The organism is Colwellia sp. C2M11 (genome assembly GCF_018860915.1).
GTDB lineage: Bacteria > Pseudomonadota > Gammaproteobacteria > Enterobacterales > Alteromonadaceae > Colwellia.
On sequence record NZ_JAHKQD010000047.1, the window covers coordinates 246,544 to 266,287 of the forward strand.

At 33.9% G+C, this 19,744-nt stretch carries 18 protein-coding genes and 1 tRNA gene; 9 read left to right on the forward strand and 10 right to left on the reverse strand.

Annotated features, from left to right (window positions below; translation table 11 throughout):
* Nucleotides 1-27: 27 nt before the first annotated feature.
* Together KO509_RS13775 and KO509_RS13780 are read left to right on the forward strand one after the other, a co-directional pair.
* Complete coding sequence (locus KO509_RS13775; protein WP_215973829.1) at nt 28-1,116, forward strand: hypothetical protein; 1,089 nt, start codon at nt 28-30, stop codon at nt 1,114-1,116.
* Nucleotides 1,117-1,121: 5 nt separating this feature from the next.
* Nucleotides 1,122-1,970, forward strand: a complete 849-nt coding sequence (locus KO509_RS13780; RefSeq protein ID WP_215973830.1) for a hypothetical protein — start codon at nt 1,122-1,124, stop codon at nt 1,968-1,970.
* Nucleotides 1,971-2,075: 105 nt separating this feature from the next.
* Here the strand turns inward: KO509_RS13780 and KO509_RS18315 are convergent, their stop codons facing one another.
* The 6 genes from KO509_RS18315 to KO509_RS13810 all read right to left on the reverse strand — a co-directional run bounded on the left by KO509_RS18315 (nt 2,076) and on the right by KO509_RS13810 (nt 11,477).
* Complete coding sequence (locus tag KO509_RS18315; RefSeq protein WP_215973831.1) at nt 2,076-3,479, reverse strand: class I SAM-dependent methyltransferase; 1,404 nt, start codon at nt 3,477-3,479, stop codon at nt 2,076-2,078.
* Between the two features lie 3 nt (nt 3,480-3,482).
* Entirely contained in the window at nt 3,483-3,833 is a 351-nt protein-coding gene (gene dndE, locus KO509_RS13790; RefSeq protein ID WP_215973832.1) for a DNA sulfur modification protein DndE, read from the reverse strand.
* On the reverse strand, nt 3,833-5,854 hold the full coding sequence (gene dndD / locus KO509_RS13795; RefSeq protein WP_215973833.1) for a DNA sulfur modification protein DndD: 2,022 nt from the start codon (nt 5,852-5,854) through the stop codon (nt 3,833-3,835). Before dndD ends, dndE begins: the two co-directional genes overlap by 1 nt.
* 1 nt (nt 5,855) lies before the next feature.
* The gene (locus tag KO509_RS13800; RefSeq protein WP_215973834.1) at nt 5,856-8,126 is read right to left on the reverse strand and encodes a DNA phosphorothioation system sulfurtransferase DndC; all 2,271 of its coding nucleotides are present in this window, start codon (nt 8,124-8,126) and stop codon (nt 5,856-5,858) included.
* Entirely contained in the window at nt 8,123-9,217 is a 1,095-nt protein-coding gene (gene dndB, locus KO509_RS13805; protein WP_215973835.1) for a DNA sulfur modification protein DndB, read from the reverse strand. Before dndB ends, KO509_RS13800 begins: the two co-directional genes overlap by 4 nt.
* A 175-nt stretch (nt 9,218-9,392) precedes the next feature.
* Nucleotides 9,393-11,477, reverse strand: coding sequence for a DNA phosphorothioation-associated putative methyltransferase (locus KO509_RS13810; RefSeq protein ID WP_215973836.1), 2,085 nt, complete (start codon nt 11,475-11,477; stop codon nt 9,393-9,395).
* Between the two features lie 335 nt (nt 11,478-11,812).
* Between KO509_RS13810 and KO509_RS13815 the strand changes: the two genes are divergently transcribed.
* From KO509_RS13815 to KO509_RS13835, 6 genes are read left to right on the forward strand one after another with little or no spacing between them, the layout of a single operon-like run.
* Nucleotides 11,813-12,514, forward strand: coding sequence for a hypothetical protein (locus tag KO509_RS13815; RefSeq protein WP_215973837.1), 702 nt, complete (start codon nt 11,813-11,815; stop codon nt 12,512-12,514).
* A gap of 4 nt (nt 12,515-12,518) precedes the next feature.
* Nucleotides 12,519-12,989 carry a hypothetical protein gene (locus KO509_RS13820; RefSeq protein WP_215973838.1) on the forward strand — a complete coding sequence of 157 codons (471 nt, stop codon included), beginning with the start codon at nt 12,519-12,521 and terminating at the stop codon, nt 12,987-12,989.
* A 3-nt stretch (nt 12,990-12,992) separates the two neighbouring features.
* Nucleotides 12,993-13,727, forward strand: coding sequence for a hypothetical protein (locus KO509_RS13825; RefSeq protein WP_215973839.1), 735 nt, complete (start codon nt 12,993-12,995; stop codon nt 13,725-13,727).
* Nucleotides 13,728-13,787: 60 nt separating this feature from the next.
* Nucleotides 13,788-14,051 (forward strand): hypothetical protein, encoded by a 264-nt coding sequence (locus KO509_RS13830; protein WP_215973840.1) that lies wholly within the window; start codon nt 13,788-13,790, stop codon nt 14,049-14,051.
* A 41-nt stretch (nt 14,052-14,092) separates the two neighbouring features.
* Entirely contained in the window at nt 14,093-14,227 is a 135-nt protein-coding gene (locus KO509_RS18220; RefSeq protein WP_289847549.1) for a hypothetical protein, read from the forward strand.
* A gap of 1 nt (nt 14,228) precedes the next feature.
* Nucleotides 14,229-14,780, forward strand: coding sequence for a hypothetical protein (locus KO509_RS13835; RefSeq protein WP_252727579.1), 552 nt, complete (start codon nt 14,229-14,231; stop codon nt 14,778-14,780).
* Nucleotides 14,781-15,195: 415 nt separating this feature from the next.
* Here the strand turns inward: KO509_RS13835 and KO509_RS13840 are convergent.
* From KO509_RS13840 to fdxA, 4 genes are all read right to left on the reverse strand, one after another.
* Nucleotides 15,196-15,272: transfer RNA gene (locus KO509_RS13840), tRNA-Val, on the reverse strand.
* Between the two features lie 92 nt (nt 15,273-15,364).
* A complete protein-coding gene (locus KO509_RS13845; RefSeq protein WP_215973841.1) occupies nt 15,365-16,732 on the reverse strand; it encodes an MATE family efflux transporter in 1,368 nt (455 codons plus the stop codon).
* Nucleotides 16,733-16,912: 180 nt separating this feature from the next.
* Nucleotides 16,913-17,326, reverse strand: coding sequence for a V-type ATPase subunit a family protein (locus KO509_RS13850; protein WP_215973842.1), 414 nt, complete (start codon nt 17,324-17,326; stop codon nt 16,913-16,915).
* Nucleotides 17,327-17,447: 121 nt separating this feature from the next.
* Nucleotides 17,448-17,777, reverse strand: a complete 330-nt coding sequence (fdxA, locus tag KO509_RS13855) for a ferredoxin FdxA (RefSeq protein WP_215973843.1) — start codon at nt 17,775-17,777, stop codon at nt 17,448-17,450.
* A 145-nt stretch (nt 17,778-17,922) separates the two neighbouring features.
* Between fdxA and KO509_RS13860 the strand changes: the two genes are divergently transcribed.
* Nucleotides 17,923-19,602: an NAD(P)/FAD-dependent oxidoreductase gene (locus KO509_RS13860; protein ID WP_215973844.1), complete on the forward strand. Its 1,680-nt coding sequence runs from the start codon at nt 17,923-17,925 to the stop codon at nt 19,600-19,602.
* The last annotated feature ends 142 nt before the right edge of the window (nt 19,603-19,744 follow it).

Here is a 19,744-nt window from a genome sequence, read left to right on the forward strand (position 1 = left end):
TTATAAAGTTTTAAGAGAGAAATATATATGTATTCCAATTTTTTAAATGAAAAAGAAGTATTGATTGATGACATTTTTCTAGATCCCAATAACCCAAGATTCTTTGAGGAAGGTAAACGTGTTGCTCTTAGTAAATATACTAACGATAAAATACAGAAAGAGTCACTAAAATCGATACAACAATACAATATTGAAGAACTTGTTAATAGTATTTTAATTAATGGCTTTCTTCCTATGGATAGGGTTGTAGTAAAAAAAATTGAGGGACAAGATAATAAGTATTTTGTATTGGAAGGGAATAGAAGAATATCAGCTATTAAAACTTGTATTAGTCGACATGAGAATGGAGAAATTGATGAGACAGAGTTCGATGATGATTATCTAGATACATTGATTGGTACTTTAAAGAAATTAAAGGTTTTAGAATATTCAGGTTCAGAAGAAGATATTTCTTGGATGTTGCAAGGAATTAGACATATTTCGGGCATTAAAGACTGGTCACCAACTCAAAGAGCAAAATTAATTCTTGATCAAATAGAGTCTAAAGGTAAAAACTTTACTGGTGTTGGTAAACAATTTGGGTTATCAGCAAAAGCAGTGGGTAGCTTATACCGTGGTTATAAAGGATTACAGCAAATGGAGCGACACCCTGAGTTAGGCTATAAAGCAAAAAATGACTATTTCTCCCTATTTGAACAAGCATATAAAAATAAAGATGTAAGGGTTTGGATGCAATGGAATGACAGTACTTATGCATACGAAAACGAAGATAATTTTCGTCAATTCTGCGAATGGATTAGCCCTGATGAAGATAATGTTGAATCAGGAAGTAATGGCCGAAGAGTTCACGATCCTAAACACGTACGTTATGTAGGTAACTTGGTAAACAGAAAGCGTGATGATTTAATCTCTGAAGTTGATAATTTTGAAGTTTCAATAGAACAAGCATGGGGGCGAGCAGAGGAAACGAAAGAATATGATTGGAAAACAGAAGTTCTTAGGGCGGAGAAGGCGATTACAAATATTCCTTACGCAACTATTTTGAAATCTAAAGAAGATGTGTTTTCAAGTTTGAAAAAGCTTAGGGATGTAATTGAAAGCATGATAAGTATTTAACTGGTATGTTGTTAAAAGACGTTATCACCCATATTGATAAAAAAACTGATGGTTTTGAAGTTTGGAGCTTAAAATCGTTTTCACCCCAAAGTCTTGTTAGAAAAATATTAAAAGATGATTTCTCTATTAATGCACTAGAAGCTGAGAAAATAGCAGTCAAATGTGAAAGATATATCGTAGATATAATCAATAAGAAGATAATTGAGTATGATTTGTTAGGAGTACATCCCCCTGTATTTTGGCTTCAAGATGGGGCATTGATAGGCACATATAATCATAAACAAAGTGATATTAAATTCGATTGGGTTGAATCTAAGGACTTATATCAATATATTAGGTTAGCATGCCCTAATAAAATGTTATTAATATCTGTGCTGTATTTAATATCTCGAGGCTTCTGTATGCAACATATAGTTGATGGAGGAAATGATGGTGGTATTGATATTATTGCTAAGTCGAAAGATAGGACTAAAGGGATCTATCTTGAAGAAAGAGTTTTATTCGTTCAATCGAAAAAATGTTCTAAAACACTTGATAAAAAAATTCTTATTTACGAAGATGCTTTCTTCAAAGATAATTTGAAAAAAGGAAGTGATTTTAGAAATGAATATCTAGAAAAATTAGGCATGAATACAAAGTCACCAACTTTAGACATCTCATACATATTTATTACAAACGGATTGATAACCTCGACTATAAGAGATTACTCTATTAGAAATAATATTCAATTACTAAACCCCCATGTACTGTCCCATACATTAATGTCTGTTTATAGTAAAGGTACTGTCATTGATAAAATAGAAAGATGGTTCAATCAAGAAAAATATAAAAGAGGGACATCTTTGTTTACGTAATATATTTACAAGAGAGTATTAAATTTACTCTCTATCAAAGGCCACATACTAATTTTTAATTGATTTAATATGTTTAGTTTAATAACTAAAGAAGCCTATAATTGCTTATTTTCTATAAATATAATTTTCGAATCTTTCTGAAGATGAAATTGTACTAATACTCGACCAGGATTTTAAGTGTTGCATATTATATTCTGATTCAAGAATAGCTCTAACGTCTTCGAATTGGTATTTGTAAAAATTTCTATTTGTATTCTTTGATTCATCAATGAATGATTTTAGTGAAAAGTAAATTACACCATTAGGCTTTAGGGCTCTGTGGAGCTTGTATAATGCATCCTTAAAATCAGGCTCATCTAAGTGTAAGAGAGATGCACACGCCCATACTAAATCAAAAGTTGGAGGGTATTTGATAGTGCTAAAGCTTTCGTGCTCACAAAATGAAAATGGGTATTCATTGCACATCTCAACCATTTTTGTAGATGCATCAAATGACACGACTTTAAATCCGTGCTGAATAAAATATTTCGTATCTCTACCAACACCACAGCCAGCGTCTAAAATAGAAGAACCATTAACTACAAACTCTCTCACAAGATCATAAGTAAACTTCATTGTATTAGAAGCACTGGTTTGATTGTAATAGTCCAGATAGTTTTCTTCATAAAACCGTATAGTTTTGTTTATTATTATTGATGATTCTTTTTTTCTATTAATAATGTTTATTAATTTTGATATTTCGCTGTTGATAGCACCATTTATTTCAAGAGGAAAAACTATATCTTCTAAAAAGTTAGCTTGGTCTGTTAATTTTCCTTCACTAGCTGATTTGATAACTCGGTAATGTGCCGCTAACTTCCCTAACAACGTATGCAATGAAGGATTGTCTACATGGCCACTATTCTCTTCAATTAACTTGATTATCTGATCTGAGATATTCAAAATATGGTTGAGTAACTCTTGATCGTGAGGCTTAAACCTTTCAATTCCTTTAATTGAATTGTCAGGTTCATTAGTCAAAAAACGGAGAGTTCTAAAGTAGTTACCTTTATTTTTTAGGCTTTTCTTTTCTTCTTTTGCAAAGAGTTCGTAGATTAACCTCGACTCTTCTAAATAAGCATTTAAAGGACCGTAAAATTTTTCAATTTTTAATTTAGCTTTTTCTATATCTTGGCCTTCTTTCAAATCCTTCCTTTGTTTTAATTGTAATTTATAATCTTTAGAGTATTTTTTTACCGTTGAAATAGCAACTATTACAGATAAAAGAGCTGTTAAAACTGAGCCAGCTGCAGTGACTTCCGAAGAGGTTATCCCAAGTAAAGTTGAATTCGAATTAACTTTTTCTCTAGATTTATTATCTATATAAATAAAAGTATTATTATTTTCATTTTTATTTGAAGTGGCCGAATTGAGTGTATTTGCAATTTTATCAGGTGTTTTTTTACCTTCGGGTAATTTCTCAATATAGCTGATAGTATTTCTATCCGTTAAATTATTAGATGTACCCACTTTCTAAAGCCTACTTACTAAATTGTAAAGAGATTTATGATTTCTCAAGGCTGCAATGCCATCTTCAACATGTGCTGCCCATGCTGATTGTAATGCTTTACCTTCCAATTCAGGATATTTTAATTTTAACACTTGCTCGGTGATTAATTGAGTTTCCCCGAGCCAAGTGATTTTATCTAACACTAAGCTACCATCAAGCTTCTTTTCATCAGATTTAGTAAAGGTAAAACCTGATTCAACCGATCGGAAAAAAGCAATACGCGCGGATACGTTAGGTGTAATGTCAGTATAAGTTTTTAAACGTTTAAGTTGGTCTTCAACTGTTTTTGTTAATTGCATGCGATTAGGTAGCATTATATTGCCTCCACGTAATTTACTGCTTTGCTAATTGTCTCGTTAGCCTTCTGATCCCAAAAGTAACCTTCGGCCAATTTAGAGGCTTTAGTTTCGCCATTAAATTGTATTTCGTAAGCGTGTGAAATACTGTCGCCAAATTTACCTTGGGTAAAGTAATTCTCATCAACTTCAGTATCAGTAGAAAGAATAATGACTTGATGACTAGCATCAGGGAAGTAGCGCTCTATTAATTTGTCTCTGTGGTGCGAATCTAATCGCCCTAAAGGCGTATCAATAATGATAGGTAGCTTACGACCAGATGTTTTACCTAGCGCCTCTAAAATAGCGATAGCGTATATTTGCTTTTCACCAGCCGAAAGCTCTTTACGGTTAATTGTATTACTGTGCTCGTCGATGAGTTCAACATCAAACGTTGTGGTGTTTATTCTTGCTGATATTTTTAAATCATTCTTGCGGGCAAGTTTTTGGTAGCTTTTAATAAATTCTGCTTCAAGTTGTTTCACTCTAATTTCGGTTAGCTCTTTAGCAAACTTTTCTAGTAACGAATTAGTGTTTTGAGCATTTTGTACAGCATCTGAAACATTAGTTGCTGTTTTATATTTATCGTGAATTTTTTGAATGTTTTTGGCTAATTCTATGGCCTTTTCTACAGCTGTTTTTGCATCGGTTAATTTGTTATTACGTGCTAATACAGCTTTTGTTTTAGTATCATTTAAGTGTTCTATTTCTTTTAATTTATCTGCCACACGAGATTCATCAGGAGCACGAGCAATGTTAATCGCGGCACCGTCTAAAGCAAACTCAATACCATTAAGCTGAGACTTTAATTGTTCAAACTCGGTGTATGATTTTTTAGAAGCAACTTCTATTTGGTGATCAATTTGGCCACGCTCTCGTTCAGATAAATCAAGTAACAATGTTTCAGTGTTATTTGCATTGTCCTTAGATTGATAATTGCTCAAACATTGCTCAATTGCAGATTCAGCGCTTTGTTTTGCTGATTCATCACCGCTTAGGCTTTCAATGAGTTGTGTTTTGTATTTCGAAAATTCATTTACAAATGCTTGTTTCTGCTTAATCTCAGATTCTATATCTAGTTGTTTAAGTAAATTCGATAGGGTGCTTTTAGCTAACGCAAGTGGAAGAGTACCTTCCATTTCTTTACGAATGTTGGCTTCTATATTCGCCTTACTAAGTTGTAGCTCTTTAACTTTTGCTTCTTCTTGGGCCTTAGTTTTTGCCCAAGCACCACCTAAACTCATTACGTCGTTTTGTGCTTTTTGAATATCGTCGTTAATTCCGTTAATTTGTGGAATATATTCATCAGCTTTATTAACTAAAGTGTCGTAATTTTCTTCATGCGCTTTTCTTTGTTTTTCTAATTGCGCAATTTCATTTTTAACTTTGTCAGGCATCGATTGGCTTTGGTGCGGCTTTAGGAATATGTTTAAGTCATTCTTTAAGCGTTCGATAACATCAATACCTAGCAAGCGTCGAACTGCTGTTTGCAATACGGCACCTGATTGATCTTCTGCTAGGTCAGCAATTTTTTCGCCATCAAAAAAGAATAAGTCAGCAATACCAATAGGGATTAATTCATTTAAAAAAGCTTGGCATTGTTCGTAGCCTAAAGCTGATTCTGGTACTTCATTTTTATATAATGCGAGTTTGTCTTTTTGATCTTTTTTCCAACTGCGTATAATTTTATATTCGCTTTCTACGCCTTGTTGGCTGTAGGTAAATACAAGTTCGATTGAGGCACTATTATGTTGTACGCCATTACCTTTATGTATTAGAGCTGAAAGTTGTTGTTGGTATTCGGTTGTTGTCATATTGAAACCGAATGCCGCACGACCATATAAAGCTACACGTACGCCTGTAAGGATTGAGGTTTTACCTGCACCGTTTAACCCACCAAATAATACGATAGGTTTGTTGTTAGCGTTTGGCGCTAAGTTAATATTATTAACACCGTTGAATACACGAAAGTTATTTAAAGTAAGGCTTTTGATTATCATGCTAAAATTCCTTCTTTAGTAGTTTTTCAACAGTCGATAGTTTGTCATTTAATGTACTTATTTCTTCTTGAAATACATCGTAGCCAGCTTTTGATTGTTGGCCTTGCTGTTTGTCTTTAATTTCTTCTAAGGTGCCCCAGTCTTGTTTTAAAATGGTAGCGACTTTATTTTGAACTCCACTTCTGCGGCTTAGACCTTCCATCGATATTTCAAGATCTAGTAACTTCATAACCATTTGTGGTATTACTTTATATTCTTGGCTTAATTCGGTAAGAATATGCGCACCTTGTTTATCAAACGTTGAATTGTCGTTATATACCCAATTAAGATCTTGACCGTATACTTCACGATAAATACCGGGTAAAGAGTCATCCCAGTCAGGTTCGTTAGGATCATTTAACCATTCTTGTCGAATTGCATGTAGCTCTGGTTTTGTAACTAGCTCTATTTTATGACCGTCTTCGTTAAATTGCTTTTCTTGTAGCAATAACTCTTTTAACCATTTTTTACGATATTTTAGCCAATAAGGTCCAGGTACGTGTGCACGCTCGACACTTATGTCGTCACCATCTTTTGCGCGTTGGAAGTTAACGCGACCAATTCTACGTTTGTAATTTCTGTATTCGTCTTTATTTTCAGGTACGTTGGTATGAGCTAATAAATCTCTGAACTTAAGAAGAGGTAGCATCCAATCTTCGCCATTACTAATCAGGCTTTGCATGGCTCTGTCTTTGGTCACTACGGTACACGTCCAGCAACCAAAACGTGAGTTACCACATGATGGTGTGCTATCATCAATAACCATTGGACATTCGCCTTGGTCTGAAGCATCTTTGTATAAATTCCAAAGGGTCAGGTTTTTAGCTCCCCATGGGTTTTCCCATTCAAGCTCGTAATTATTAGACCACTTTTTACCAATACCTAATGGTGACGTTGTTACTTCGAGGCTACAGGCTCTAAGTATTTTCCATACGTCATCCATACTCCATGTATCTATAGGGGTATAAATATAAGCATTAGCTAATGTGGTATGGCGAGCGAAACGTGAGTTTTCAATTTTATGTTTTGCTATAACCTGTGCACGTGAGGCACTTTCTTCGCTACGTGATCCTAAGGTAACAATGACTTCATCGTGTTGTGATATTTTGCTTTTAATGAAGTCGCTTACTGGATTGATTTTCATACGCTCGGTACACCATCTAAAGCTTTTAGTTGGCGCAGGGTAGCCTTTACCTAATAAACACGCCCAAAATGATTGGTTAGCTTCTGGTAATACTTTATGTGTAGTAATGGGCAAACCATCACGCTGTGCTTGTTTATGAATAACAGCTAATGAGTGATCGATATGATCTACAACTTTGGGTGTTTCGACTAAGGTATCTGATGCGACTAAATAAATACTTTTAGTACGATTTTCTTTCTTCATTGCTAACAATGATAAATACACTAATGTTGCAACAGCAGATGAGTCTTTACCACCGCTGTAGCCAATTACCCAAGGGCGATTATCAACAGTATAAGCAGAATGAACACGATGAATAATATCAATGAGTTTTTGACTGCAATGAGGTTCGTAATCAGGAACTGAATCGTTATCAAACGTTTGTTGATTTAAATAGGCTTCGCATTCTTGAACACTTCTGATGAATTTAATTTGTTTAAATTCATCAACTTCTTTTAAATCTACTTTAGTTTCTTTCGCTTCTTTTTCAATCTCTGTTGCTGATTTTCTGATCTTTTTGTAGCTAATACCTTCATAATCATCAATATATTGATTTACTAAATTTGTACATAAACTTAAGGTGTTTTCTGCTTGCCTTAAATGAGCTTCAGTATTTTGTGCATTATGATATTGTACTGTTAAATCATTAAATACCGCTTCAATTGTCGTTAGCTCTTTATTATTGCGTGTAGTAACACTTTGTGAATAATTCGATATTGCTGCCAGTTGCTGTTCGTTAAGTTTATTTTCTTTTGGAAAAGCCTTATAAATGGCACTTAACTCTTGTATGCAATCGTCAACTTTATCGTTTTTAGCGATCGCTGAAAACAAAGCGTAAACAATATTAATTAACGACTTTAACTTCTGTGTGTTTTGCTCTACTTTATTTTTTAATGTGTTTTTGTCTTCAATATATTTGGGAATATAAAGCTTTAATTTTGGTGGTAATGTCTGCCAATTTTTATATCGTTTAAAACCAGAAAAGTACTCATTATTTACATAATCTAGTTGTTCTTCATCTAAGTATTCTTCGTTGAATAAGTTATTCATTTTTGTGCCTGTAATTCTAATGCGCGTTCTTCAGGAGATAATGCTAAACCAAGTTCTATTTTCAGAGCATTGGCGACTAATTGTATATTGATAGTCGCTTTTGATAAACGACCTTGTTGGTTAATACAGCGGCTAGAGAATGTTGCATTTGATTTACGCCAGTCAGTTTTTTCTAGTTTTTTTACTGTTTCTTTCCAGTTGTCTGGCTGCTCAGTTAATAGAGTATGTCCCATAACACCTAAAGCATGCAGACCAATACCATGAGCATGTATAAATTCTTGTCTAAATTGTGAAGGAGATAACTCTTTATTACAAACCATTTTCCATTCAGGGCTGACACTATAAATAGTTTGCCAAAACTCGGCTGCTATTTGTATTTCTTGTTCGGTATAGGGTTCTTTAGGGCTTTTACCCATTAAAGAGCGGGTCGCTTGTTTAATACCACTTAATGTAAATAGCTTACCGCTTGTTGAGCTAATGTTAGATTTTTCCATTTCGGTAAAACCTTTAAACGGTAATATATTGGCAGAAAGGTAACGTGCTATTTCTGAGCTAGGATCGCGTTTGTCATAACAATCAGAAAGCGATGTATTGGGTTTAACCGCATATTTATTAAGATCCACAAACATTTGTTGGCTACGAGTTAAGCCTTCATCAACAAAAAATAAAACGGGTATGTTATCGGATCCTAAATCAGGGTTTTGTTTTAGCGCTTCTTCAATTGCTTTGCGACGATGTTGACCGTCGTTAATTAGTATTTGTGCATCAAGAGGAACTTTAAGAATACCTAAATTAGGTGTGTTTTCAGGGTCATTATCAGTAAATGTAATTGTTGTATCTACAGAAACCGTTAAGGCAGAGAAAACATAATCGTTAGGGTTCTCTACTAAGTACTTTACCATGGCAGGAATTCTAGATTTGTTTAATGTGCGCTGTGCCCTTAATTCTGGTGGAACTTCTTCCTCATCAAAAACGAATATTTTAGGTATCGTTCGTAACGGGCAAGTTGCAATATAGAAAGGTCGTCCTGCTTGAGTGCCTCTAACAGCGGGAAATGAAAAACAATAGCCAGAATCTTGATTATTACTCATAGTTACATACCAAACGTTAAATTATTACGTTTTTTAATTGTAGTACGTAATAATTATTACGTTATATTGTTTTGAAATATAAAACCTACCGTTATTATTGTTGGGAATAATAACGTTTTACTGTGTGTAAAACCAGTGATTTTAAAAGAAGTCTATTTATATAACGTTAGTTTGATTAAGAGTTAGTCGACTTGTAAAACTTATTTCCCTTTAATTTTACTCCTTGGTACTCAAATATTTTTTGCAGTAACTCCCAATCAGGTAATTGTTTAAGTGGTAAATCTTTTAATTGTTTAATAACTCTATTTTCAAACCTTTTTTGTTTTTTGTATTCACTACTATTACTTGATAAATAAACTGATTTATCGTACAGCGGAGGGTAAGGATAGTTTTCACCATAAAAAAAGAAATCTATATCTAAATCATGTAAACGAATTTTAGTACGCTCAGTAAGCAGTGGTAGCGATTTTTTTTTAAAATCATCGTATTTGAGTAATGTTACTTTGCCGGAGCGAATATGTAATTTAATCATGTCAATGTCATCTATGTCGCCGTAAAGCTGAATTGCACAACCCACATACACACGAAGAATTGCAGGCATTTGATTAAGTAATGTTTGATTAAATGTATAAGACTTATCATTTACTAATTTTCCACACTGAAAATTTTGAAATGCTTGGTTACAAGCTTCGTTGATATTTTCGGGTGTTCCAACTGAAAACAATAATGATTGTGCTAGCTCTATCACTTGATTATATGATTGAAATAACGCTTTTATATCACGCTGCAGTCTTGCTGGCATGTGAGACTTTATTTTACGCTTTTCAAATAAGCTAAGCGCAAAATATACAAGTACATGGCTACGACGATGTTTTTGGGATTGCTCAAAACTTGTTATATTCATTATGGGCGCCATTAACTCGAATGCTTTTTTGTGACTTCCTATTACGCGCCGTATATCGTCACTGCATTCAAATTCGTCATTGGCAGGAATGCGACCTAAAACTAGACATTGTTGCCAGAATTCATCAAATAGTTGATTGTTTTTTTGGTAAAGTGACTTTGCTTGTATTTTTGATGGTGTTTTTTCTGGTTTGGGTTTTGTGGTTAGTTGTTGCCAAGTAGCATTGCTATATTCTGAATTAGTTTTGTATTGTCTACTTAGATAAAATACTTCTTCAAGTGATTTGTCTTTAAAAATACCAAAAATTCCTTGTCCTAATGCAACAGCCTTAGTTTTAAGTACTTGTTCAATGTAAGATCTAATTTCTGCTTGGTTATAGTATTTTTGAAAGGTGTTCCACTTGGTAATCACACCATCTTTATAACGAGTAAATTGCTCTAGCTTTGCTGAACCTGCCAACATAACTGAAACAACAAGTAATTGGTTACTGAGTTGCCAGGCATTCTTAAGTGTTTCGGTTCGCTCGTTTATATCTTCAATTACGTTTAAAACAAAACCTAAATTGACTATATCACTGTTAACTTTATCACTCTTCGGTTTATGAACAGGATCCCAGCTGTGTATATTTAAGCCATGAGCTTCAAGCTCTTTCGCGTCGTCACCTTTGCCACAACCGTAATCAAAAATACTGTAATCACCGTTTAAAAAATTATGGTGTGCGAGTTTTTGAAAAGGGCTTGATAGTTTGTCTCGGTTTATAGCGGTTAAATGCCTGGCAATAGGCTTATCTTCATTATGTTTTATAAGTGTGTCTTCGTTAGGCAGCGCTGTAAATATTGCTAGTGGGTGAAGCCTTCCTTCGGTATCTAATTGGTAACCTTTACGCTGGATTAGTTTTTGCCACTGCTGTTTAAAGCCAATTGTTTTGGTGTTTTTATATAGCTCAATTGCTTCACCTTCAGCGGTTATTGCTTTGAATGACTCAATCAATGGGTAGTTAGCTAATACAAAGGTTTCTTTACGATGAAGTATTGGTGGGTTTTCTGATTTTTGATAGTTAGCTTTTCGTTTTGTTTGTTCTTCTATATCTATCGTTATGCTTGTATGAAGTGCAGGGTAGGCGTATGTATCAAACTCAGGGTAGTCTAGTAAGGTAATTTTAAAGTCACGCTTATATAGCTTTAATAAATTCCATGGTTCAGTAATATTTAGTGTTTTTATACTGTCGAAAATTAAACTTACTAAGGTGTTCGGTAATACGGAATCAATCGCTGTGCGATGCAGGTAAATTGCTGTAGGGAGCTGTTTACCTTGTCTAAGTGATTTTACAAGTTCGCGATACTCAATAAATTTCATTGTTAGATGGTTTTGTTTGGTTAACTTGGTTTTGGCTTACAAGATAATAATAAGCGTTGCCCTGTTTTTTAAACTTTAACTTACCGCTCACCCTAAGGTGCATTAGCTCGCAACCGGAAATTTTAAGCAACTTTTGTGTTTCATTGCTGGTATGCCAAGTAGAATCCATAATGGTGAGTTTAATTATTTTTTTGGTAGTTTGAATATTTAAAATTGTGAAGTAGTTGTAAGCTTAATGCAATTTAATTTACTATTAAACCTCATGATTTTTATTTATTCTTAGTTTAACTATGCATAATAAATGTCTATGTACCTATAAAAGGAGCTCTATTACCATGAATGGTGAATCCACATATCAACCTGATTTTGTTGTAGTTGATGAAGATAATTTAGAATCAAAAAAAGAAAATCCCTCTGATGCAAATAAGATAAATTCTCAAGAGATCGTGGATAACGACTTTAATCAACGCGAAATAGATTTCGTAAATAAGCAACGCCACAAGCTTAGAGTTATTAATCCTAAAGGAGTCTATTTTTTTAGGCATATCACAATATCTTATTTTCATTCTGCCATTCACCTACTTAGCTTGCTTATATCATTACTGTTGATTTTTTTATTTTGTCGAAAGTTGAATATTCAGAGTGAACAATTAATTTCAGGGGTAGGATATGTTAGCGATTGGAATGTTTTAGATCAGTTATTTCTTACATTTATTGTTATTTTCACGTTAACGAAGTTAAGAACGTTAATGATTACTAAAATAAATGGCACTAGTAAACGTTATAAAATAGCATTATGCGCTAATGCATTTAATAGTATTGTTTTTAATTATTTAAAGTTTCTTGTTTTGATTTTTAGTTTGATTTTTAGTTTGTTTTTTTTTGCAATTGATTTTGAAACAGGATTTTTAATTGAAGATGTAGTTGCAAAACTTACTAATGGAGTATTTGTAGATACGGTTAGTCCTATTGTATGGTGCGTTACCCTTGCTATTGTCATTCGAGGGTTTAGGTTTTTTGGTAAAGGAGAGGAGTAGTGAAATGAAATTTTTAGTAGGATTACTTCTTTGTTTATTGTTTCAAAATAGCTATGCCAAAGAAACCTTAATTGAAGATTGTCGGCATTTAGAAAACGCAACCGAAGCTGATTTTGTGTTATTTAGCAAAAAAGAGTTTATTCAGTTAGGTGAGTGTCTTGCAGTTAGTTTTATAAAGAAAAGAATAGAACTAGATTTGATTGAATCTTGCAATGAAGTTGATGAAGATAAAAGAAATTTTCTAGGAGTTTTATCTTTATCAAAACTTGAGGCGATTAAAATTGGGCAATGTATTGGAGTTATAAATTTTATATACCAACATTATGACAATGAGCCTGTTAATAGTTGGGGTAGCTATAAATATAAAACTTATCACTGCTTAAAAGGTAATCGAGCCGTAGATCGGATTATAAGAAGTAGAGCAACATTATTAAACAAGCAAGACATACGCAAGCTACTATGTGAGGTCTATTAATGTATGGAAATTGAATATTATTCTTTTAATGAACTAGCTCGAAGGTTTTTAGATACAGAGACTTTACCCAAATCAATACATGATGCGTTAAATAATGTATTGACTAAAACTCATAAAACTCAAAATTTAGATAAAGTTAAATTTAGATCTGAAATTGTTAATAGAAAAGCTGCTGATGAAACAACCACTAAGTATCCTATTATTAAAGGCAGAACAAACTCTATTTATAATATATTGATATTGATATATTTAATTGGAACAAACGGCACGAAAGAACTTTTACAATCTTACTATTTGTATAAACATCAAATAGATGATCAATTTTTAAATAAGCTATTTGAGCAAACAAAAAAGCAGTACTTAGAATTTTTTTGTTTGGGAGTAGTAAGAGAAAATATCGATAAAATTATTGGGTGCTTTAAATCTTCTGATTTCAATTTATTTGAAGACAAACTTCCATCACCATTTTCTAGTGACCCTAGTAAATTTAATGATATCAGCCCAATGCTTAAGTTATTTAGCCAAGACATTCCTTGGGAATATTATATGGAAGAATATCAAAAAGCGGAAAATTTGTTTTTAGGAAAAAATTATATTGAAGCGAAAGCTATCCTTCAGAGCTTAAATAAAGAAGCTTTAATTAGGCTACCCGTAATAGAAGTTTTGATTAGAAAAATTAATGTAGAGGAGTCTGAATCAAAAGAGGCTTGGGATTATTTAAAAAAAATATTAAATTAATCCTTGGTTGTGCCGCGCACAAATTCATTATTGCTGTAGTTCATAAACAGGAGCAATAAGATGAAAACTAACACTACAATTTTTAAAGGTTATCCAGCATTAACTAATAGCTGTTATTTTATAAAAGCGTGCAAAATACAAAATAGCCTTGAGCAAGGTATAGAATATCAAAAACTAGGAGGTTTAAAACTTCGAAAAACTAAAGATTTAATTCGCTTTAAACTTGGTGAATATCGTTTGATATTTAAACGTGCTCAATATGGCTTTATACCTGAAACTTTAATTCAGCGTAAAAACTTGCCTTTATTTCTTAAACGCAGGTAACGCATTCAGCGTTACCGTATTTAAATTATTAAGGAAAAGTTATGAATTCAAAAATAAAGCCAGAAGATAATCAATCAAACCAAAAAAATTCCAATAAAGGTACATCGGGGACAAATCGTCAGTACGATCAAGTGCATGGAAATCGCAGTAAACAAAAACAACAAGGAGATAAATAAGATGAACTTACCTTCACAAATTTTAGAGCATACAGCTAATACCAAACATTTTAACCATCAAAGTTTACAGACGGTTGATATATCAATTCATCCGTTAGTAAAGTCAATTAACTTTGATAAACTTAAATGGAAATTAACAAAGTCTGCGGAAGCAACGTGGACTGACAAACTGTGTGATTTAGCTGAGCTGGAATATCAAAAGTTTCTGTCTTTAAAATTGCTCTATCCCAAAGTATCTCTAGTGCCGAGTAAATTAGTTGATAAATTTTGGCATGAACATATATTAGATACCAAGTCCTATGAAGATGATTGCAATAAAGTATTTGGTTACTTTGTTCATCATTATCCCTATTTTGGTATTTATGGGAAAGATGATCAAAACGCTTTACAAGTATCGTTTGATAAAACAATAGAACTTTACGAAATGCATTTTGGTAAATACCCTACAAAGGCATTATTTGGAAGTGAAGCTCAGCAAGCTTCCCGTTGTGGAGGGCATGCTTGTCATGTTCCATCTACTTGTGCTTGTCGTACGCCTAGTGCTTGTAAGTAATATCAGCAGAGTGAGTTATGTATTAAATTAATTCACTCTGTTACACATCTATGCTTGTTGTTAGATAATGTATTATTCTACAGTATGAAGTGACAGTTATCTTGTGTAGAGATAACCCTTATCTTAGGATAAAATATAATTCAGTGTTGTTAGTTATATGTTTAAAAACAATGCTGAATTATTCATACATAAATATTTAGTATCAAACGTAGTCCCTATAACTGATTCATATGTACAATCAATTGTTCTAATAGGTCATCATTGATCTACCATTGAATGCAGTGCAAATATAATTATTATTGTAGGGTGGTAACAAGCTATTGCTTAACTAACTAGAAATTACAGGCAATAAAAACCCGTAACATTATATCTCTATAATATTACGGGTTTCTTGGGTTCTTAATGAACCTGAATATGGTGCTCGCTACTGGACTCGAACCAGTGACACCTTGCATGTCATGCAAGTACTCTAACCAACTGAGCTAAGCGAGCAAAATGCTTGATTGAATTAATCAACGGGCGCTATGTTAGCCGTCAACTTATGTCCTTGCAAGCGCTTTTGCTTAAATTCGCTGAAATAAAGTTTAATTGATTGTTTTTAACGCAAGACGGCCTTGAACTACCTTTAAACGCCATGCAAGTAAGATGGCTGCAGTAGATAAACCGACGATAAAACCTATCCAAAAACCATAAGGACCCATTTTGTCAGTAACCCAATCTGTAATGCCTAATACTATCCCTACAGGTAAGCCAATTAACCAATAAGAAACAAACGTGATATATAAAATAGATTTGGTATCTTTATAGCCACGTAATGCACCGGCAGAAACCACTTGTACTGTGTCTGAAAATTGATACAGGGTTGCTAAAAGCATAATGTTTGCTGCAAGCTCTATAACAGGAAGTTCATCAGTATAAATGCCAACAATAGGTACTCTAAATACTAAGGTGATTATTGCGGTAAAAACAGCAAGTAGTAAGCCTAGAATAATTGCGTGTGTGGTATACGCTTTAGCTTGTTGATGATTTTTATCACCTAATGCGTTACCAACTTTTATCGTAGTCGCCATAGCTAAACTTAATGGCACCATAAAAATTAAGCCACTAAAGTTAAGCGCTATTTGATGACTTGCAACGGTTTCAGCACCAAAAGGAACTAAAATAATAGCAACAACGGCAAATAAGCTAACTTCAAATAATAAGGATAAAGCGATAGGTGTGCCTAAGCTTAAAATATTTTTAATTTTAGACCAGCTTGGCCAAAACCATTTATCGAAAAGCGATGATTTTTTTAATGTTTTTGAATAAAAGGCATATAAGAACATACCAAGAAACATTGCCCAGTATACAATTGCTGTGGCAACACCACAGCCAGCACCACCTAAAGCAGGCGCACCAAATTCTCCGTAAATAAAGATATAATTAGCCGGAATGTTTACCAACAAGCCAATAATACTAATTACCATGGTTGGTTTGGTATAAGAAAGTCCTTCGGCGTAATTTCTTAATACTAAATAAAGGCAATAACCAGGCGCGCCCCAAACAATGTATCGTAAATAATCAAACAATAATGGCTTTAAGTTACCTTCTAATTCAATGGCTGGCGCGATCATGGGGGCCAGTAGATAATACAACCCAATAAGTGATAGGCCTAATGCGAGTGCAATCCAAGCGGTTTGATAAGTTTGCTCACTAATGGCTAAATAGTCTTTTGCTCCTGCAAGCTGGGAAACAATGACTGCAAGCGCCATAACTAAACCATAAATGGTTAATATTAATGGTAACCAAATACTATTTGCTACAGCGACTGCTGCCATATCGATAGCGCTAACTCGACCAGCCATTACAATATCAATGAATCCCATTAAATTTTGAATAAGCTGTGCGATGAGAATAGGGTAAGAAAGTTTAGCTAAACTTTTAACATTTGTGTAAAAGGGAGTTAGGTTCATTAAATTTTGACTGTAGGCTATAAAATAAAAGGACTAAAGGTAGGCCATCATATTGAAGAAGCTAAACACAGGCAACCATTACAGCTAACTATTCAAAAAATGTTTACTGTTAGCTATATTATTAGTGAACAATTACTTAAATAGACACAATAATAGTCAGTTATCATTAACAATTATTTTTTATGCGCCAAGTTTCTGGCTTACCAATTCTACTAACTGTGCCTGTAGTCCGGCTAATTCAGCATTTAATATTTTGGCTTTTTCTTGTGAGCTTTCATCATTGGTATTAAGTTGGGCTATTTCTTGTGTTAATTCTACTATTTGCTCTTCTAATTCTTCTATCATTTGGTCTAACGGATCTTCTTTTTCTTCACCTTCTTCTGTTTTTAATATTTTTTGAAGTGCGGCAGAGTTTACTTCCTCTAATTGTTTGTCTTTTGCTTCTTGGGAAATAGTGACTTCATCCGTTTTGCTAATTTGAGTAGAAGCAAGGGGGTTAGTATCTAATGCTTCATCATCTTTTATTGTAGAAAACTTGTTTATTTGATTCGATTGATGATTTGGTGTTTTTATATTAACAGTCATGTTATCCATAACGACGTCCTATTTTATAACATTGATGAGCTGATAAGGTCTTTGTAATTTTTATCAGTGAGATTGCCTCAGTTATTTTATATCGGCCTTTACGTGGATATCTTGAATATATAAATATTTATTAATCTTCAATTTTTAAAAATTTTAATTTATTCTCAACACCATCCCATTCCTTTGCATCTTCAGGAGCAGGTTTAACGTCGGTAATTCTAGGCCAAATTTGTGAAAGCTCAGCATTTAGTTTAATAAATTCTTGTTGATCTTCGGGGACTTCATCTTCTTGATAAATAGCACCTGCAGGGCATTCAACTGGGCATAAATCACAGTCAATACAATCGTCTGGGTTAATAACAAGAAAGTTTGGACCTTCAAAAAAAGCGTCTGCCGGACATACCGCAACACAATCTGTGTATTTACAACGAATACAATTATCGGTAACAACAAAAGCCATAATTTATTTACTCTTTAATCAATTTTGTGTGGATCATACCTTGCTTTATTTTAAATTCAATCTCTTGTTTTAATTGGTATGCGTCTTACTATCAGGTAAAATGCCGCCATATTTATATACAGCCCTTATTTTTGGATCTCAGACCATGTTGCGTTTAACCGATATTAAATTACCTTTAGATCATCCAGCTGATGCTATTGAGCAGGCAATACTTGACAAACTTGCCATAACTAACGCTGAATTAGTTAATTTTACCGTATTTAAACGTGGTTACGACGCTCGTAAAAAAAGTAATATTTTCTTAATTTATACCTTAGATGTTACTACAACTAAGGATGAGGCATTACTTGCTGTTTTTGCTAAAGATTCACATGTGAAATTAACACCTGACATGGCTTATAAGTTTGTCGCACAAGCACCAGAAAAACTAACGCAGCGTCCTGTGGTTATTGGCATGGGACCTTGTGGTTTATTTGTTGGTTTAGTTTTGGCACAAATGGGTTTTAAACCGATTATTCTAGAGCGTGGTAAAGAAGTAAGAGAGCGCACTAAAGACACCTTTGGTTTTTGGCGTAAAAAAATATTAAATACAGAGTCAAATGTACAGTTTGGTGAGGGTGGGGCAGGTACGTTTTCTGATGGAAAACTCTATAGCCAAGTAAAAGATCCTAAACATTATAGCCGTAAAGTTTTGCATGAGTTTGTTGATGCGGGCGCACCAGAAGAAATTTTATATGTAAGCAAGCCTCACATTGGTACGTTTAAACTAGTGACTATGGTTGAAAAAATGCGTGCTAAAATTTTTGAATTAGGCGGCGAAGTGCGCTTTGGTGAAAAAGTTGAACAAATTCATTTTGAAAATGATGATAGTGTTATTTTTGATGAAGAGGAATTAAGCGACTGTACGGCTAAACAAGTAACAGGGTTAACGTTAGCCAGTGGTGAGCATATTGTAACAAGCCACATTGCTTTAGCGATAGGCCATAGCGCCAGAGATACCTTTAAAATGCTGTTTGATGAAGGTATTTATATTAAAGCTAAGCCTTTTTCAGTTGGATTTCGTATCGAGCATGAACAATCTGTTATTGATGAAGCACGTTTTGGTAAAAATGCCGGTAATGAAATTTTAGGCGCAGCCGATTATAAACTTGTGCATCATGCGAGTAATGGTCGCAGTGTTTATAGTTTCTGTATGTGTCCAGGTGGTACGGTAGTAGCAGCAGCATCAGAAGAGGGCCGATTAGTTACTAATGGTATGAGCCAATATTCTCGCCATGAACGTAATGCAAACAGTGCTATTGTGGTCGGTATAGAGCCAAAAGATTATACCTCGGGTAAATTTGCTTCTAAAGATAACTCGGTATTAGCAGGTATTGAGTTTCAACGTCGATTAGAAGAGCAAGCCTTTAAGATGGGCGGTGAAAATTATGATGCACCTGTGCAGCTTGTTGGTGATTTTTTAGCTGGAAATAAAACCGGCGAGCACGGTAGTGTTATACCTTCTTATAAACCCGGTGTGGTTTATTGTGATTTAAGTGAAGCATTACCTGATTATGCTGTTACTGCCATTAGAGAAGCGTTGCCTGCTTTTGAACGTAAGATTAAAGGCTTTTCAATGAAAGATGCTACGTTAACTGCTGTTGAAACACGTACGTCATCACCTATTCAAATAACGCGTGATAGAACAACATTGCAAAGTTTAAATGCTAAAGGTTTATACCCAGCAGGTGAAGGTGCAGGTTATGCTGGGGGAATTTTATCAGCAGGCATTGATGGTATTAAAATAGCTGAAGCAATGGCGTTATCAATGCTTGAATCGTCGTAATAGTTGCTAAAAAAATTGCAAATTAAGCTAAATTGCCCTATATTGCTGACCTCGAATTATTCTTTGCGCTTTTATAGTGAGTTCAATGCGTTAGAATAATCTTCAATATTTATCGATTTTTCATTTACTTTAAACATAATAA

What these genes read in the sequence shown, in the direction of transcription:
- KO509_RS13775 (WP_215973829.1), top strand. Translation starts at nt 28, where the DNA reads ATGTATTCCAATTTTTTAAATGAAAAAGAAGTATTGATTGATGACATT.
- KO509_RS13780 (WP_215973830.1), top strand. Translation starts at nt 1,122, where the DNA reads ATGTTGTTAAAAGACGTTATCACCCATATTGATAAAAAAACTGATGGT.
- dndE (WP_215973832.1), bottom strand. Translation starts at nt 3,833, where the DNA reads ATGCTACCTAATCGCATGCAATTAACAAAAACAGTTGAAGACCAACTT.
- dndD (WP_215973833.1), bottom strand. Translation starts at nt 5,854, where the DNA reads ATGATAATCAAAAGCCTTACTTTAAATAACTTTCGTGTATTCAACGGT.
- KO509_RS13800 (WP_215973834.1), bottom strand. Translation starts at nt 8,126, where the DNA reads ATGAATAACTTATTCAACGAAGAATACTTAGATGAAGAACAACTAGAT.
- dndB (WP_215973835.1), bottom strand. Translation starts at nt 9,217, where the DNA reads ATGAGTAATAATCAAGATTCTGGCTATTGTTTTTCATTTCCCGCTGTT.
- KO509_RS13810 (WP_215973836.1), bottom strand. Translation starts at nt 11,477, where the DNA reads ATGAAATTTATTGAGTATCGCGAACTTGTAAAATCACTTAGACAAGGT.
- KO509_RS13815 (WP_215973837.1), top strand. Translation starts at nt 11,813, where the DNA reads ATGAATGGTGAATCCACATATCAACCTGATTTTGTTGTAGTTGATGAA.
- KO509_RS13820 (WP_215973838.1), top strand. Translation starts at nt 12,519, where the DNA reads ATGAAATTTTTAGTAGGATTACTTCTTTGTTTATTGTTTCAAAATAGC.
- KO509_RS13825 (WP_215973839.1), top strand. Translation starts at nt 12,993, where the DNA reads ATGGAAATTGAATATTATTCTTTTAATGAACTAGCTCGAAGGTTTTTA.
- KO509_RS13830 (WP_215973840.1), top strand. Translation starts at nt 13,788, where the DNA reads ATGAAAACTAACACTACAATTTTTAAAGGTTATCCAGCATTAACTAAT.
- KO509_RS18220 (WP_289847549.1), top strand. Translation starts at nt 14,093, where the DNA reads ATGAATTCAAAAATAAAGCCAGAAGATAATCAATCAAACCAAAAAAAT.
- KO509_RS13835 (WP_252727579.1), top strand. Translation starts at nt 14,229, where the DNA reads ATGAACTTACCTTCACAAATTTTAGAGCATACAGCTAATACCAAACAT.
- KO509_RS13845 (WP_215973841.1), bottom strand. Translation starts at nt 16,732, where the DNA reads ATGAACCTAACTCCCTTTTACACAAATGTTAAAAGTTTAGCTAAACTT.
- KO509_RS13850 (WP_215973842.1), bottom strand. Translation starts at nt 17,326, where the DNA reads ATGGATAACATGACTGTTAATATAAAAACACCAAATCATCAATCGAAT.
- fdxA (WP_215973843.1), bottom strand. Translation starts at nt 17,777, where the DNA reads ATGGCTTTTGTTGTTACCGATAATTGTATTCGTTGTAAATACACAGAT.
- KO509_RS13860 (WP_215973844.1), top strand. Translation starts at nt 17,923, where the DNA reads ATGTTGCGTTTAACCGATATTAAATTACCTTTAGATCATCCAGCTGAT.